Annotated in this window: 15 protein-coding genes; 8 read left to right on the top strand and 7 right to left on the bottom strand. The window is 65.8% G+C overall.

Annotated features, from left to right (window positions below; translation table 11 throughout):
* The first annotated feature begins 56 nt into the window (after positions 1-56).
* Positions 57-494, top strand: coding sequence for an FKBP-type peptidyl-prolyl cis-trans isomerase (locus tag QQL87_RS25405; RefSeq protein ID WP_502871219.1), 438 nt, complete (start codon positions 57-59; stop codon positions 492-494).
* 436 nt (positions 495-930) lie between these two features.
* Here QQL87_RS25405 and QQL87_RS25400 read toward each other — a convergent pair whose 3' ends face one another.
* A complete protein-coding gene (locus QQL87_RS25400; RefSeq protein ID WP_284421691.1) occupies positions 931-1146 on the bottom strand; it encodes a CsbD family protein in 216 nt (71 codons plus the stop codon).
* A 147-nt stretch (positions 1147-1293) separates the two neighbouring features.
* Between QQL87_RS25400 and QQL87_RS25395 the strand changes: the two genes are divergently transcribed.
* Complete coding sequence (locus QQL87_RS25395; protein ID WP_284421688.1) at positions 1294-1824, top strand: cupin domain-containing protein; 531 nt, start codon at positions 1294-1296, stop codon at positions 1822-1824.
* Between the two features lie 150 nt (positions 1825-1974).
* Here QQL87_RS25395 and zigA read toward each other — a convergent pair whose 3' ends face one another.
* The 5 genes from zigA to QQL87_RS25370 form a co-directional block, all read right to left on the bottom strand.
* Entirely contained in the window at positions 1975-3180 is a 1206-nt protein-coding gene (zigA, locus tag QQL87_RS25390) for a zinc metallochaperone GTPase ZigA (RefSeq protein WP_284421687.1), read from the bottom strand.
* 574 nt (positions 3181-3754) lie between these two features.
* Positions 3755-4984: a TadE/TadG family type IV pilus assembly protein gene (locus tag QQL87_RS25385; RefSeq protein ID WP_284421686.1), complete on the bottom strand. Its 1230-nt coding sequence runs from the start codon at positions 4982-4984 to the stop codon at positions 3755-3757.
* Between the two features lie 289 nt (positions 4985-5273).
* Positions 5274-6716 (bottom strand): MATE family efflux transporter, encoded by a 1443-nt coding sequence (locus QQL87_RS25380; RefSeq protein ID WP_284421685.1) that lies wholly within the window; start codon positions 6714-6716, stop codon positions 5274-5276.
* Between the two features lie 142 nt (positions 6717-6858).
* Positions 6859-8034, bottom strand: coding sequence for a hypothetical protein (locus tag QQL87_RS25375; protein ID WP_284421683.1), 1176 nt, complete (start codon positions 8032-8034; stop codon positions 6859-6861).
* Positions 8031-8732, bottom strand: a complete 702-nt coding sequence (locus tag QQL87_RS25370; protein ID WP_284421681.1) for a FecR family protein — start codon at positions 8730-8732, stop codon at positions 8031-8033. The genes QQL87_RS25375 and QQL87_RS25370 overlap by 4 nt, the downstream gene beginning before the upstream one ends.
* Before the next feature lie 133 nt (positions 8733-8865).
* Between QQL87_RS25370 and QQL87_RS25365 the strand changes: the two genes are divergently transcribed.
* Positions 8866-10200 carry a phospholipid carrier-dependent glycosyltransferase gene (locus QQL87_RS25365; RefSeq protein ID WP_284421680.1) on the top strand — a complete coding sequence of 445 codons (1335 nt, stop codon included), beginning with the start codon at positions 8866-8868 and terminating at the stop codon, positions 10198-10200.
* 117 nt (positions 10201-10317) lie between these two features.
* Complete coding sequence (locus tag QQL87_RS25360) at positions 10318-11916, top strand: ATP-binding protein (protein WP_284421679.1); 1599 nt, start codon at positions 10318-10320, stop codon at positions 11914-11916.
* A gap of 3 nt (positions 11917-11919) precedes the next feature.
* On the opposite strand, the gene QQL87_RS25355 is transcribed toward QQL87_RS25360, so the two are convergent.
* A complete protein-coding gene (locus QQL87_RS25355; RefSeq protein WP_284421678.1) occupies positions 11920-12573 on the bottom strand; it encodes an OmpA family protein in 654 nt (217 codons plus the stop codon).
* 358 nt (positions 12574-12931) lie between these two features.
* Here QQL87_RS25355 and QQL87_RS25350 point away from each other — a divergent pair, with 358 nt between their 5' ends.
* The 4 genes from QQL87_RS25350 (at position 12932) to QQL87_RS25335 (ending at position 16098) form a co-directional block, all read left to right on the top strand.
* On the top strand, positions 12932-13162 hold the full coding sequence (locus tag QQL87_RS25350) for a hypothetical protein (protein ID WP_284421676.1): 231 nt from the start codon (positions 12932-12934) through the stop codon (positions 13160-13162).
* Between the two features lie 73 nt (positions 13163-13235).
* Entirely contained in the window at positions 13236-14402 is a 1167-nt protein-coding gene (locus tag QQL87_RS25345) for a winged helix-turn-helix domain-containing protein (protein ID WP_284421675.1), read from the top strand.
* A gap of 126 nt (positions 14403-14528) precedes the next feature.
* Positions 14529-15086 (top strand): TetR/AcrR family transcriptional regulator, encoded by a 558-nt coding sequence (locus QQL87_RS25340; protein WP_284421673.1) that lies wholly within the window; start codon positions 14529-14531, stop codon positions 15084-15086.
* 49 nt (positions 15087-15135) lie between these two features.
* Complete coding sequence (locus QQL87_RS25335; RefSeq protein WP_284421671.1) at positions 15136-16098, top strand: alpha/beta fold hydrolase; 963 nt, start codon at positions 15136-15138, stop codon at positions 16096-16098.
* Positions 16099-16385: the final 287 nt, after the last annotated feature.

Genomic DNA, 16385 nt, shown 5'->3' with positions numbered 1-16385 from the left:
AACGAGCAGAGGCAGTCTGGAGCATGCGGCGTCTGATGGATCGAAGAGTTGCGCTGATGGCAGCGGCGTCTGCCGCGGCTGCCGCCGTGCTGGGCCCGCATGCGGCATCGGCACAGACCAGTTCCGCCAAATCGACAGGAAAGACCATGACCACTCCCTCCGGACTGCAGATCATCGATACCAAGGAAGGCACCGGCGCCACGCCGGCGCGCGGCCAGACCTGCGTGATGCACTACACGGGCTGGCTCTACGAGAACGGCCAGAAGGGCAAGAAATTCGACTCCTCGGTCGATCGCAACGAGCCGTTCGAATTCCCGATCGGCATGAAGCGCGTCATCGCCGGATGGGACGAGGGCGTCGCCACCATGAAGGTCGGCGGCAAGCGCACGCTGATCATTCCGCCGGAGCTCGGCTACGGCGCGCGCGGCGCCGGCGGCGTCATCCCGCCGAACGCGACCTTGATGTTCGATGTCGAACTGCTCGGCGTGAAGTAAGATCGGCGCAACGAGCTGTTAGTCGCAACCGTCAAACGTATCTCAAAATCGCTTGACGCTCTGAAGATCAGTTGCCGTGCTCATGAATGTGCCCTCTCCCCTTGCGGGAGAGGGCATGTAGGAAGAAGCCGCAGGCTCGATTGGGTGAGGGGTGTCTCTCCACGAGCGCCGCTCGCCGAGAGATATCCCTCACCCGATCGAGGACGTGATTGGTAAGGAGATGCCCTCTCCCGCAAGGGGAGAGGGCGCTGTATTGCACGCCCTCACTCTGGGCCGACGGCTGATGCGACAACCAACTCAGCTCGGCCTCTCAGTCCTGCTCACGACGCGGCTAGATCATCAACTGACAGTTATGACAAAACCGGCCCCGCGAGGGGCCGGCTCTGTCAGTCTCTCGCGTTGAGCCAGCGGCGTGTCCGGCCGCCGCTCACCTCGCTCAGAGGTTCTTGTTCGCAGCGCCGGCCGCGGTGTTTACCGCATCCTTGGTCGCTTGCTTGGCATCGCCCAGCGCCTGCTGGCCCTTGCCCTTGATCTCCTGCACGGCGCCTTCGCCCTGCAGGCGGTCAGAGCCGGTCGCTTCGCCGATGCCCTGCTTGGCCTTGCCGATGGCCTCGTTGGCAACGCCCTTGATCTTGTCCGTGGTGGCACCCATGAATGCATCCTCCGTTGTGTGTTCAGACGCGGAGACAATGCGGCAGTTGGGAAAAGGTTCGATCGGAACCGCCAATGGCATCGCGACGGTATTTGCACTAAGGTCCCGTTTGTTCCCTCCAGACATCGAAATCCGAGACGAAAGCTCATGTCAGGCTCACACGATCACGCGCACGGCCATCCTCACGATCATGCCCACGATGATGCCGGGCAGCGCTGGAAGCACGATGGCGTGCGCGTCATTCCGGGCAATCAGCTCGATTCCAACGTGCCGTCGACCCCTGGCATGGACCGCAAGGCCGCGATCAATTTCGCGCGCGTGGGAGCGCAGAAATTGTGGGCCGGGACCGTCACGATCAAGCCCGACGCCAAGACCGGTGCGCATCATCACGGCCATCTCGAAAGCGTGATCTTTGTGGTGAAGGGCAGGGCGCGGATGCGTTGGGGCGAGCAGCTGCAGTTCACCGCCGAAGCGGGCCCCGGCGACTTCATCTTCGTGCCGCCCTACGTGCCGCATCAGGAGATCAACGCCAGCCCCGACGAGGTGCTGGAATGCGTGCTGGTGCGCAGCGACGGCGAGGCGGTCGCCATCAACATCGACATCGAGCCGGTCGAGAAGCCCGAGACGGTGCTGTGGATCGATCCGGTGCACCGCGATCCGTCCGAGACGAAGTCGTAAGTCACCACGTCAAATGGCGGAGCCATCTCGCGATGGCCCCGCCAAGCCAGGCGCGGCTGAACCGCGTCCTGCACACGCACAGCAGGGGCGACTGTCGCGCGCGTGTCTCGCTGTGTGGTGCTGCCGAAGATCGGCGCCGATGATTGCGGATCAGGCCGCCTCGTCGGCGCGGCGCCACACCGGGAATGGATCGGACAGCCGGGCCCAGGCAGCGACGTCCATCGCCGGCTTGCCCGGCAGCAGGCAGGCGTCGAGCCGCGCGCGCAAGCCGGCCTCCTCCATATTGCTGCCGATGAACACAATCTCCTGGCGGCGGTCGCCATAGACCTCGTCCCAGCGCTGCAGCATGCGCTTTCGCCAAGCCGGATCCTCCGGCCACAGGGTCTGCGGCACCGAAGCCCACCAGAAGCCGAGCGCGCTGGTGCGGACGATGGCGCCGGCCTGATTGATCTCGCCGAGCCATTGCGGCCTGGTCGCCAGCCAGAAATGGCCCTTGGCGCGGATCACGCCCGGCCAGGGCTCGCGCAGGAACTGATCGAAGCGGGCCGGGATGAACGGACGGCGGGCGCGATATACGAAGCTCGTCACGCCATAGCTCTCGGTCTCCGGCGCGTGGTCGGCGAAGCCGTAGAGCTCGTTGTACCAGAGCGGATGCTGCTGGGCGCGTTCGAAGTCGAAGCGGCCGGTGGCGAGGATGCGCTCCGACGGCACGCGGCCGTGGCTCGCTTCGATGACATCAGCATCCGGATTGAGTGCACGGATGATCTTGTGCGCGGTGTCGCGCTGATCCGCGCCGGCATCGTCGACCTTGTTGAGCACGACGACGTCAGCGAACTCGATCTGCTCGACCAGCAGATCGACCAGCGCGCGGCGATCGCCGTCGAGCGCCTCGCCGCGATCGGCCAGAAAATCCGACGACGAATAGTCCTTCAGCAGGTTCACCGCGTCGACCACGGTCACCATCGTGTCGAGCCGCGCGACGTCCGACAGGCTCATGCCGTGCTCGTCGCGGAAGTCGAAGGTCGCGGCCACCGGCAGCGGCTCCGAGATGCCGGTCGATTCGATCACGAGATAGTCGAAGCGGCCGCTCTCGGCGAGCGCGCGGACCTCCTTCAGCAGATCGTCGCGCAAGGTGCAGCAGATGCAGCCATTGGTCATCTCGACCAGCTGCTCATCCGTCCGCGACAGATTGGCACCGCCATCGCGAACGAGGTCCGCATCGATGTTCACCTCGCTCATGTCGTTGACGATCACCGCCAGCTTCAGCCCCTGGCGGTTGTTCAGGATGTGGTTCAGCAAAGTGGTCTTCCCAGCCCCGAGGAAGCCGGACAAGACCGTGACGGGGAGTTTGCGCATCGAGATCGAACAGCCTCTTCAGGGGGAGCGGTCGGCGCCGGCGAGCGGACATGCGGCCTCTTTTGTAATGTTATAACGTAACATCAGCTGAAATGGCCACGGGTGTCAAGGGGAGGGCGTGGTGACGAAGGCGTGAGGGGCGTTCGGCGGGGGCGTTGGGCCGGAATGGCTGGTTGTGGCGGGTGTCAGCATGGTCAGCACCAGAAGCGCCGGAGCTGAGATCCTCGCGCAAAGCGCATCCCGTGATGAAGCTCGGCGCCCACCCCGGGCGACGCTGCTCTCCCTCTCGCCGTTCTTCACGGGGAGAGGGGCAGCTTCACGGGCGGACTTAGTCGTTAGCTCTGCAGCTTGCAGATCGAAGCAGAGATCTAATGAGGAGCGATCTACTGATAAGAGAGAGCTGATTTTAAGTCAGCTGAGAGTCTTGCGCTGATGATTCGCACCACCCGTGCCGCTGCCCACCCTAGCCCTCTTCCCGTGAAGAATGGGGAGAGGGAGCGCAGTGTCGCCTGTCGGGACGGGCTTGGATCTCAATGTGCAAGCGGCAACGGCGCGCGCGCACTTCATGCGCCGACTATCTCGACAGAAACGCCGTTCCCGCCGGGCCGTTCGCGACCGACATCGACAGCGCGCCCGGCGCGATGGTCCAGTTGGTGGCGTTCAGGATCAGCGTGTTGAACACCATGGTGACGCTGTTGCTGCTGACGTTGGAGACGGAGTTGATGGTGACGTTGCGGCTCGGCAGGTAGATCAATCCGGTATAGGACGAGCCGCTGGTGCCGTTGATCGGCAGGTTCGTGGTCGACAGGCCGTTCGGCTCGTACATCAGGATGTTGGCATAGGTGCCGGTGGTCGGCGCCGAAAGATTGGCAGTGACATTACCGTTGAAGGTGATCGATCCGCCGGAATCGGCGAAGTAGAAGGTCACCCCGGTTCCGTTGACCGTCCAGCCGGAGTTGAAAATGAACGGCGAGCCCTTGATGACGTAGAGACCGGGGTTCAGCGTCAGCGTACCCGTGCCGTTGAGCGTCACGCCGCCGCAATAGACGCCCGGATCGAGCGAGGCGGTGCCGCCATTCTTGATGACGCTGGACGAGACGGTGCAGGTGGTGCTCGGAGTCGGCAGCTTGCCGGCGAACGGATCGCTGATCGCCGCGCAGCTGGTCTCGACCGGTGGAGTGACGCCGCCGTTCTTGGTGACGGTGGAGCCCTTGACGCAGATGCGCTTGACGTTCAGCGTGGCGTTGAACATCGCGGCCGGGCTTTGCGTCGACAGCACGTGCACCTCGCAGCTCGGCGCATTCAGCTGCGCGCCGGAATTGACCAGCAGCGATTGCGAGTTGAGCGTGCTGACCAGCAGGATGCAGACCGGCGTCGTGGTCTGCGCGCCGGCCTTCGCCGTCGCCGTCGCCGCAATCCCGAGCGAGGTGGTGCCCATCACGTTCAGGAATGAGGTGGGCACGGTGGCCGTCGCGCTGCCGGTGAGCGAGCCGTCACTGTTCGCCGTGAAGTTCGCCGATACGGACGTGCCGAAGCGGCCGCCGAAATCGCCCTTGAAGACCGCGGTTGCGGTCGAGACCTGTTGCCCGCTCGGCTGGATGACCCCGGCCAGCACGGCGGCATCGACCGCCTTCTGCAGCTGGGCCTTGGTGTCGCCGGACTTGGAGAAGTCGACGGCGGCGCCGATCGCGACCACGATCGGAATGATGGCGATGGCGAAGATCATGCTGATCTGGCCGTCCTGCGCCTGCCAGAATCGGCGTGACCGGGTACGGAGACGTTCGGGCAAAATCGGTGGACTCATATGCGACGCTTCCTGCTGCTGGCTCGCGAGGGCTGGCGCCGGCACTTCGCGGCCCCCGCATCAGGAAATGATCGGCAGACCTTACCGCCGCATGAATTCGGTTCCGGAAAGGGCCCCGCTTTCAGGTTTGCGGGAACTCAGGGTTATCAGTCTCTTGGAGTGATCGCCGAGAGCGGGCCTATCGTACCTCTCGAAAGTAGCGATCGGGCGGGATACGTGTTTTAGGTGATCGCAGCGGCCCGAATGATTAGTTGTGGGCGGGCTGACTTCGCTCGTCAGGAGAGCGGCGCTAGCGCGCGGTCGCGCCCCAGATCCGGTCGAACCGCAGCACCAGGCTGCAGACCAGCGCATAGACCACCAGCGACAGGGCGACCATCGCGGCGAGCGAGGCCATGCCGCCGCCGAGCATGACGATCGCGACAAAACCTCCGCCGGCAGCGACCAGGATGCGCAGGATCGAGCCGATGAACGGCCAAAGCACATGGCCGGCGCCCTGGCCGGCAAAGGCCAGCACGAAGCCAAAGCCGAGCGCGGCGTAGGCCGGCGCCACGGTGCGCAGATAGATCGTGCCCTCGCGCAGCACGTCCGCGTCACGGCTGAACAGCGTGAGCCACAGCGGCGGATGCAGCGCCACGATGAGGCCAATGCCGCCGACCAGCGCCGCTCCCGTCGCGGCACTGATCCAGGCGATGCGGCGGGCGCGGGCGCCCTGGCCGGCACCGACATTGATCCCGACCATGGTCAGAGTTGCCGTGCACAGACCGAACAGCAACGGGATCATGATGTAGTCGAGCCGCGAGGCGATGCCATAGGCGGCGAGCTCCGAGGTGCCGAAGCGGCCCGCGAGCGCGGTCACCAGGATGACGGTGAGATTGACCAGCACGGCGTTGAGCGCGGTCGGCAGCCCGACCTTGAGGATGTCTGCGAACAGCCTGATCTGCAGCGGCGCGATGCGGACATGAAGGCTGGAGCGGCCGGAGGCCATATAGCGCACGAGCACCAGCATGGCGCCGCAGTAGTACAGCCCGAACGCGATGCCCGCGCCGGCGATGCCGAGGCCCGGCAGCGGCCCGAGGCCGAAGATCAGCACCGGCGAGGCCGGGATCATCATGACAGCGCCGATCAGCGTGACCAGCGCCGGCACCCGCACATTGCCGGCACCGCGCAGCGCCGCAGCCTGCAGGTTGACGATCCAGACCGGAACCGCGCCGGCGAATAGATAGTTCGAGTAGCGCAGCGCGGCCTCGAGCGCGCCGTCGCGGCCGCCGAGCGCATGGTACAGCGCCGGACCGCACAACGCGGTGGCGAGCGTGAACAGCGCGCCGGCGATCACCGCGAGCACGATGGCGTGGAAGGCGACGGCATCGGCGTCGGCGTGGCGGCCGGCGCCGATGGCGCGCGCCACGGCCGAGGAGACGCCGCTGCCGATCCCGCCGTTCGACATCATCGTCATCAGCATGAAGATCGGGAACACCAGCGCGGCGCCGGCGAGCGCGTCGGTGCCGAGCAGGCCGACGTAATAGGCCTCGGCGACGTTGACCGCGGTCTGTGCCACCAGCACCGACATCGTCGGCAGTGCGAGGCGGACCAGGGCCGGCAGCACCGGGCCGGTCAGCAGCGCCGTGCGCGCCGCGGCGGCCTTGTCTCGTGACGGAACCGGCGGCGGGGAGGGCGCCGCCTCCGGCACGGCAGGATGTGCGGCCGCGCGGGTCGCTTGCGTCGAAACGTCCATCCTGCCTCCGCATGCGCCGGGCAATCCGGTCGCATTTGCATGACGATCGTCATTTCATATGGCCGCGGCCATGCGCGGGTCAAGCGGACACGGGCGCAGACCGGTCATGATTTCTTGACCGGGAGCGGCCCGCTGGCGTCGCCTAATAATGGATCCGCAGCCCGACGCCGCCGTGGATGGTGGTGCCGACCGGCTGCGGACCGAGCGTGCCGTTGACGAACAGGTCGGCGATCCAGCCTTTCTGAAGCCGGAAGCCGAGTCGGCCGCCATATTCGAACCAGCCCTGGTTGCCCATGACAGGCGTCACCGTGCCGTTGCCGGTGACGGTCGCGACGATGCCGGATCGGGTGGCGAACGACTGCACATAGCCGCCATTGACATTGGCTTCGACGCTGGTGCCGAACAGATGCGTCCACTGGCCGCCGATCTTGACCAGGCTGGTGCGGTCGGTGCCGCCGGCGATCGTCGCGTCGAACGGGTTGAAGGCTGCGGTCGGATCCCGATAGCCGGATACGCGCTGCCACAGCTGCCACAGCTCGACGGAAGCTGCGACCTCATCGCGCGGCGAGATCCGGCTGATCCAGCCGGCGCGGCCATAGAGCGCGTAGTTCGAGGCCGTCGTCGTTCCGTCCACCGTCACATTGCCGAGACTTGTGGAGTAGCTGCGGCCGTAACGGACCTTCTCATACGGCGTCAGGATGGTGCCGATGTCGAAGAATGGCCGCGACGAGCCCCAGTCGGCGACATCGTAGCGCAGCGCGAAGGCGCCGATCGGCGCCGACGTCACGTGGTAGCCGTTCTCATTGTACTGCGTGTAGGCGAGGCCGGCGAGCAGCGCGAGATTGCTGGTCAGCTGCTTGCGGCCGTGAATGCCGGCCGAGAACGAGCCGGCCGAGCCGAACGCGCTGATGCAGTCGTTGCAATTCACCTGCTCGTTGACGCCGAGCAGCACCAGGCCGAGCACCCGGTTGGTGATCATCTGGTTGAAGCGCTGGTCGGCGAGGCCGTTGATGGTGTTCGCGCTGTTTCCCGCGCCGGTGGGCGTAGGCGTTGGCGTGGGTGTCGGCGTTGGCGTGGGTGTCACCGAGGGCGTCGGCGTCGGAGTGGCCGTTGCTGTCGGCGTTGGGGTCGGTGTTGGCGAAGCCGTCGGCGAGGGCGAGGGGGTCGGTGTCGGACAGGCGGCCGCAGTGGCCAGGCTCTCCACATTGGTGCAGCTCTGCGCCGCGGCCGGCGCAATCTGAAGGGCCAGCGCGAGCCAGGCGCAGGCCATGGCGGCCAGCAGCGACGCGAATCGACCGCGGTGCGCGCTCATCGTCATCGCCCGCACAGGATGCCGGTGAAGTCCTGCGGCGGCGCGCTGCTGGCGAGATCGGTGACCGTGCAGAGGCCCGATGTCGACGTGCAGGTGGCCGCGAAGCTCCAGGACGGATTGCTGGTCTTCTTGATCACGCTCCGGCCATTGCCGGTCGCGGTGATGATGGCGGTATCTCCGGGCTCGGTCAGCTCGATGCATTCAAAGGTGCGGGTGCAGACGCGCGCCGCGCCTTCCTGCAGCACGACCATGGTTTCGCCGCGCCGCGAGCGGATGTCGAGAATCGTGCCGCGCACGCCGATGGTCGCGAGCGGCGTGTTGATCTTGTAGGCGGCCTTCTCGGAATGGCCGGTGACGAAGCGGAAGGCGCCGGTGCCGAGCCGGATCGCGATGTCGCGATAGCTGGTCTCGTCGTTGAACACGGTGCGGTCGAGCGTCAGGCTGGCATTGGCGCCGAGCGACAGGTTGGTGCTGTCGATCATCACGAGACGCGCGGCGCTGTCTTGGCCGGTGCGCACCGTCTCGTTGCGCACCACGCCGTCGCCGACACTGATCGGGCTGGTCGACGCCCCCGCAATGCGCAGCACGTCCTTCTGCACCAGCACGGCCTCGCCGATGCGGCCGTCCGCACCGGCCGCATCCGCGACGCCCAGCACGGCGGCGGCCACCATTGCAGCAACGCATGTTCGGCGACGCAGATTCATATCCACACCGAAGATTGCTCCTTGGCCCAATCTAGTCGAAGACGCTCCACGAGGTTGTTGTAAAATGGACACAAGTTTGCCTCGATGCGTCTACGGTGTTTAGTGGCGTCCACACTCGGAACAGTTCAATCGCATGGCCACGAAGGTATCTGCGGCTCGCCGTGACGACGACGAGGACATCAGCGACATGGTGCCGGAGCGCGCTTTGTCGCTCCGTCGCAGCGTGCTGACGGCGCTGCTGGTGTTCGCGATCGCGCATGTCGTGCTGATGATCGGGGTCGCGTCGCCGCCGAAATTCGTCTTCGACGAGGTGCATTACGTACCGGCCGCGCGGCAGATGCTCGGCCTTGCGCCGGCGAGTCCGCAGCTCAATCCGATGCATCCGCCGCTCGCCAAGGAGCTCATCGCGCTGTCGCTCCGGACGTTCGGCGACAACGCGTTCGCGTGGCGCTATCCCGGTACCGTGCTCGGCGGGCTCGCCGTCACCGCGATCTATCTGTGCGGCCTGGCGCTGTTCGCGGCGCAGCCGCCTGCCATCGCCGCCGCGCTGCTCGCATTCTTCAACCAGATGCTGTTCGTGCAGGCGCGCGTCGCGATGCTCGACATCGGCGCGCTGGCCTTCAGCCTGCTCGCCATCGCCGCGTTCCTGTTCAGCTTCAGGCCGCGGCGACCGCAGGCTCTGTTGACGCTGGCCGGCGTTCTCTTCGGCCTTGCGATCGCCTGCAAATGGAGCGGGCTGTTTCCCCTGCTGAGCGCGCTGGCCATCATCGGCGTGATCAGGCTGCTGCAGCATTGGCAGACCTCGTTCGGCGATGCGGAGCCGACCGACTGGTATCAGCCGGAGCAATGGCCGGGTCTCGGATGGACGCACATCCTGCTGTGCCTCGTCGTCGCGCCGGCGCTGGTCTATCTCGCGACCTTCGTTCCGCTGCACGGATTGTCCATCACCGCGATCGCCGAGGCGCAGCGCCGCATCTTCGCCGACAGCGTCACCACCGCGATCGCGGGCCATACCTATATGAGCGCGTGGCCGACCTGGCCGTTCCTGGTCCGTCCCGTCTGGTTCCTGTTCGACAAGGTCAGCGACAACGACATCGCAGCGGTGGTGCTGCTCGGCAATCCCCTGGTGCTGTGGCCGGCGCTCGCAGCGCTCGCCGTCTGCGCCAGGGATTTCGTCGCGACACGCAGCGCAGCGGCGTTCCTGATCCTGGCGTTCTATCTCGGCTGCTGGCTGCCCTGGGCGCTGCTGCCCCGCGCGCTGAGCTTTCTCTACTACTATCTGCCGTCGGCGACGCTGGCGAGCCTTGCCCTCGTGCATGGTCTGATGCGCTGGCCGCGCTGGGTGATGTGGACCTATGTCGCGGTCGCAATCGCAGGCTTCATCGCGATGCTGCCGATCAGCGCCGCCTTCATCGGTACCACGATGCAGACCTTCACACGCCTCATGCTGTTCCAGAGCTGGATCTGACGACGTCAGCACACGCTCGCGGTGTTCCCTCGGGTTCCACACTTCTGTTGCTTGACGCGCTGATCATGCGCAGCCAGTTATGGCGCAGCCTTGAGACGAGGCTGGGGGCACAGCGCGATGTTGGGATGGTTTCAGCGGTTGCTCGATTCGTCGACGCTCTCTCCGCATGGCATCTGTCTGCTGTGGGAACCCGAGCTGATCTGGCTGCATGTCGCATCCGATGCCGTGATCGCAGCGGCCTACTTCTCGATTCCGGTGGCGCTGACATTGTTCGTCTCCAAGCGGCGTGACGTCGATTTCGGCTTCCTGTTCTGGGCCTTCGCGCTCTTCATCATGGCTTGCGGCGTGACCCACGTCCTGTCGATCGTCACCCTTTGGGTTCCGATCTACGGCATCGAGGGGCTGGTCAAAGCAGCGACTGCAGTGGCGTCGATCCTCACTGCCGGAATCTTGTGGCCGCTGCTGCCGAAGCTCCTGGCGATCCCGTCGCCGTCGCAGTTGCGCTCCGCCGAGGCGGCGCTGACCGTCGAAAGCCGTCAGCGCCGCGAGGCGGAGGAGATGCTGCGCCACGCTCAGAAGATGGAAGCGGTCGGCCAGCTGACCGGAGGCGTGGCCCATGACTTCAACAATCTGCTGACCATCATCAGCGGCAATCTCGAAATCGCCGAGCGCAGTCTGCGCGCGCAGGGCGACGCCGCGCGGGACCGCCTGGCGCGGGCCATTGCCCACGCGGCCAGCGGCGCGCAGCGCGCCGCGACCTTGACGCAGCGACTGCTCGCCTTCGCCCGTCGCCAGCCGCTCGATCCCAAGCTGACCAACGTCAACAAGCTGCTCGCGGACATGTCGGACTTCTTCCGGCGGACCCTTGGCGAGACCATCCATGTCGAGGTCGTCGAGAGCGCGGAGCTGTGGCAGGTCGAGGTCGATCCGAGCCAGATGGAGGCCGCGATCCTCAACCTCGTCGTCAACGCCAAGGACGCCATGCAGGGGCAGGGCAAGCTGACGATCGAAACGTCGAACAGCTTCGTCGACGAAAGCTATGCGCGCCAGCACGCCGATGTCCGCGTCGGCCAATACGTCCAGATCGCGATCACCGACACGGGGATAGGCATGCCGCGCGAGGTGCTGGAAAAGGCCTTCGATCCGTTCTTCACCACCAAGGAGCCGGGGCAGGGCACCGGCCTCGGCCTCAGCCAGGTCTATGGCTTCGTCAAGCAGTCGGGCGGCCATGTGAACATCTACAGCGAGGTCGGCGAGGGGACGACGGTGAGGATCTATCTGCCGCGGGCGCATAGTGCAGCAGCCGACGTGCCGGAGAGCAGAGCCGCGGTGGTCGGCAGCCGCGGCAACGAGACCGTGCTCGTCGTGGAGGACGAGCCCCAGGTGCGCAGCTATATCGCCGAGACGCTGGCCGAGCTCGGCTACGCCGTGCATGAAGCGCCGGATGGGCCTGCCGCGCTGAGCCTGCTTGCGCGCGAGCCGCTGGATGTCGATCTTCTGCTGACCGACATCGTCATGCCCGGCATGAACGGGCGCCAGCTGGCGGACGATCTGCGTCGCACCCGTCCGAAGCTGAGGGTGCTGTTCATGACCGGCTATTCGCGCAACGCCATCGTCCATCAGGGACGGCTCGATCCCGGCGTTGCGCTGCTGCAGAAGCCGCTCAATCGCACGATGCTCAGCAGCAAGATCCGCGAGGTGCTGGACACCCCGTGACGGCTACTTCGCCGCCGCGGTCTTGGCCTCCATGTTGACGACCTGGACACGACGGTTGAGCGGATCGGCGGGGTTCGCCGCGTCCTTCAGCTTGGTCTTGCCGTAGCCGACGGTCACGAGGTCCTGGCCGGTGAGGCCGAACTTGTCGACCAGATAGCGCTTGATGGTGTCGGCGCGGCGCTCGGAGAGCCCCTGGTTGAACTCCTCCCCGCCGATGCCGTCGGTGTGGCCGGCCACAACAAAGGTCGAGCCCTTCAGGTTGGGATCCGACAGCGCCTTGCCGAGCTCCTGCACGGCGGGCATCGACGTCTTGCTGATGTCGGCGGAGTTGTAGTCGAACTGGATCTCGAGATCGATCTTCGGCTTGGTCGCGGCAAGCTCGGCGATCTGCTCGCGCTCGCCGAGCGACAGCGAGCGGGTCTTGCGGTTGCGCATGCTGTCGAGGAAGGCTGCCTGCTTGGCCTGCGTCGCAGCATCGACCTGCGGCGCCGCCTGCGGTCCGGCCGTCAGGCCGCGCGTGACCGATTTCGGCTTCAGCGCGTTCAGGATCTGGTCGGCGGATACGGCCTCGCCTGCGAAAGCGGCGCCGGCGCTCATCGTCAGCATGGCGGTCAACACCGCCGCCCGGACTGCAAAACGTTCAAAATACTGGGTCATCGTCGTTATCCCTGGGGTCATCATGGCTCATGGCCATTGGATGCGTCGACGATACAACCGGTTCAAAGCGTTCGAATGTGATCGATGTCACGCAACGTCAGTGGTCCGGGATGCCGGATTGCCGTCGCAAAGCCATCGGTGCTTGGCCGGTCTGCGAACAACAAATCGGCCAGATGCGGTTCTACCGGATAGCTCTCGCCGGAAAAAAATCGCAAACGGGAGGAGCGACGCAGGCAAGAGGCGAATTGAGTTCAAGAAACGCAAACAGAAAAGCAAAGCCGTGTTCAACTCATCACCGAGGCGCGATTACCAGTCTCAACGGCCGGGTAGCCAGGAGCTCTCGGGATCCGTCAGTTCCATGTCGACCCTGATCGGGGCCGGGATCATCGCTGCGGCCATCCTGCTGTCGACCCTGATCACCGCCGTCGGCGGTCGCTATGTCGGCCTGGAAAGTCCCTCCGAGGATACGGCTTGGCTGGTCGACCGGCTGACCGGCCGCATCTACAAATGCCGCGCGCCGGATCCCGGCCGCGCCAGCTGCAAGGCCGAGATCGCCACAGGCAGCATTCCGGACAAGCCGAAGCAGTAAAGTTCCGCCGACGGCTTTGCGGCCGTGATTGCGGTTGCGGGCGCATGGCCGAATCTCGCACCATCCGGCAGCCATGCCCGCCTCTCTCATCCCGCTGTCCAACACCGCCGCACGCCGGCTCTGGCTGCGCGCCCAGCGCCTCGACACCGAGGCGCCGTTCGGCGCAGGCCCTGAGGCCGTCGCCGCCGCAACAGCCCATCTCGGCTACGTGCAGATCGATACGATCAACGTGATCGAGCGCTGCCATCACCACATCCTGTTCAGCCGCATCCCGGCCTACCGCCGCGCCGATCTGAAACAGGCGCAGAGCGCGGACAAGACCGTCTTCGAATATTGGACCCACGCGCTGTCCTACGTGCCGGTGCAGGATTTCCGCTACTTCGTGCCGGCGATGCGCCGCTATCGCCGCGAGGGGCATCGCTGGCTGCAGACGGTGAAGCCCGAGGACATGCGCAAGGTGATGCGACTGATCCGGCAGGGCGGCGCGCTGACCATTCGCGACATCGACGACGACGAGCTGCGCGAGAAGGACCACGCCTGGGCCAGCCGCAAGCCGTCGAAGCGGGCCCTGCAGCTCGGCTTCTACGAGGGCGCGCTGACGGTCGCCGGCCGCGACGGCATGCTCAAGACCTACGACCTCGCGACACGGCATTTCGGCTGGGAGCGGTTGCCGAAGGGCGCGACCGAGCGCGAGATCGCGGCCTATCTGCTCGACCGCGGCCTGCGCGCCCAAGGCGTCGTCAGCCTCGATTCGCTGTGCCATCTCAGCGCCCCGCGAAAGGCCGATGTGCGCCGCGTCATCGAGACCAGGGTCCGGCGTGGCGAGCTGCTGCCGGTGGCTCTTGAAGGCGCCGGCAAGCAGGAGCACTGGGCCACGCCCGATGCGCTGGAGCGGATCGTCGAGATCGATCCCGCGCGCGTGCACATCCTGTCGCCGTTCGATCCGCTGATCATCCAGCGCAAGCGGACGCAGGCGATCTTCGACTACGGCCATCGCTTCGAGGCCTATGTCCCGAAGGACAAGCGCCTGTTCGGCTATTTTGCGCTGCCGGTTCTGGTCGGCGAGGAGATCGTTGCGGCGCTTGATCTGAAGACCGACCGCCAGAACGGCAAGCTGCTGATGCAGCAATGGAGCTGGGTCGGCAAGGGCAAGGCGGCGCGTGGCGAGCAGCGCAAGGCGCTGAAGCGGGCCATCGAGGACGAATTGCATCGGTTCCAGCGGTTTCAGCTTGGCGACTGACCTGCTCGCCGGAGGGTCGTTCAGCGCGCTTGATTTGGAAACGAATGTTTCCTAAAAGGAGGAATGACGAGGTCGCAAACGAATTCAGTCGAGCGCCGCGGGCCCGGTCGGCCGCGCGAGTTCGATATGGACACCGCCCTGAACAGGGCTCTGGTGGTCTTCAGCGAGCGTGGCTACCACGCCGCCTCGCTGGCCGAATTGCGCGGCGCGATGAAGCTCGCCACCGGCAGCCTCTACAAGGCTTTCGCCGACAAGCGCGCGATCTTCCTGGCGACGCTCGATCACTACATCGCGCGCCGCGACGGGCAAGTGCGCGAGCGCCTCGATGCGCACCACACCGGCCGCGACAAGCTCGAGGCCTTGCTGCAGTTCTACGCGGAATCCGCCAGCGACAGCGAAGGCCGGCGCGGCTGCCTTGTCGTCACCAGCGCGACCGAGCTCGCCACCCTGGATGCGGAGGCCGCCGCCAAGGTCCGCGCGGCATTGCGCCGGGTCGAGACGCTGTTGCGCGACCTGATCAGGCTGGGTCAGGCCGACGGATCGATCCGGCCGGCGCTCGACCCGGATGCTGTCGCGGGCGCGCTGTTCTGCGTGATCCAGGGACTGCGTGTGGTCGGCAAGACGGGGCGCGGGAAGAGCGAGATGATGAGCGTCGCAAAACAGGCCGCGGCCTTGTTCACGTGATGCCGCGCCAAATTAGAAAACGTTTGTTCTATAAATAGGAGAATGATCTATGCCTGAGTTGATGAATGCCATCTCTGCCACAAGTCCGTCGCGGCTGGTCGCGGCGGAGCCGTTCGGCCGCGACCAGGCGTCGTTGCCGGGATTCACCCACCGGTTCGAGACTGTCGACGGCGTCAGGCTGCACCATGTCAGCGGCGGCCCGTCGGATGGCGAGGTCGTGGTGCTGCTCGCCGGCTTCCCCGAAAGCTGGTTTGCCTGGCGCAAGGTCATGCCGCTGCTCGCGTCGCGCCACCGGGTCATCGCGCTGGATCTGCCGGGGCAGGGCGACTCGGACCGGCCCGCCGATGGCTACGACACGCAGAGCCTGGCCATCGCGATGCATGGCCTGCTGCAGCAACTCGGCATCACCAGCTATCATCTGGTGGCGCACGATATCGGCGCGTGGGTGGCCTATCCCTTTGCAGCGCTGTTCGAGGCTGAGCTACGCAGCCTGGCTCTGCTTGATGCGGGAATCCCCGGCGTCACCCTGCCCGAGGCGCTGCCGTTCTCGCCGGACCGCGCGTGGCGCACCTGGCACTTCGCGTTCCACGCCGTCGCGGACCTCCCGGAGATGCTGATCCACGGCCGCGAACGCGACTATCTCGCCTGGTTCCTGCGCCGGAAGGGCGCCAGTCCTGAAGCGTTCAGCGAAAGCGATCTCGACGAATACGCCCGCGTGCTGACCAAGGCCGGCGGCTTGCGCGCCGGGCTCGCTTATTATCGTGCCGCCGCATTGTCGGCGCGCCAGAACCGCGAGCTGAAAGCCAGGGGCAGATTGAAGCCGCCGGTGCTGGCCATCGGCGCCGACCAGGGATCGATCGTGGACATGGCCGCGCCGCTCAGGGAGGTCGCCGAGCACGTCGAGGGCATCACCATCGCCTCGTGCGGCCACTACATTCCGGAAGAGCAGCCGGCCGTGCTGGCCGAGGAGCTGAATGCCTTCTTCAGCCGCGCCGGTGCAGCGGCGAACTGATCGCCTCGCGGCGTGCCGTGAGCGACCTATGCAGAGGCACGCCGCATGGGTCCCGCTCAAAGCCGGGACGGCAGTGAGTGTGTCGACGTCAACAGCGCCTCATATTCCACTGTCGTCCCGGACAAGCTTTGACGCGCGTCCGCGCGGCGCAGCGCCGATCCGGGACCCATACGCCGCGCCAGTCGTGTCAAGCAAAGGCCAATCGCCAGCGTGCCTCAAACTTCTCCCTGGGGGTATGGGTCCCGGCGTTCGCCCATAGGCGCTAAGATAGTTTTAGCATCATTTGA

This window comes from Bradyrhizobium sp. SSBR45G, from assembly GCF_030159255.1.
Taxonomy (GTDB): domain Bacteria; phylum Pseudomonadota; class Alphaproteobacteria; order Rhizobiales; family Xanthobacteraceae; genus Bradyrhizobium.
The sequence above is the reverse complement of the archived record's forward strand: the minus strand, read 5'-3'. Positions and strand labels throughout refer to the sequence as shown.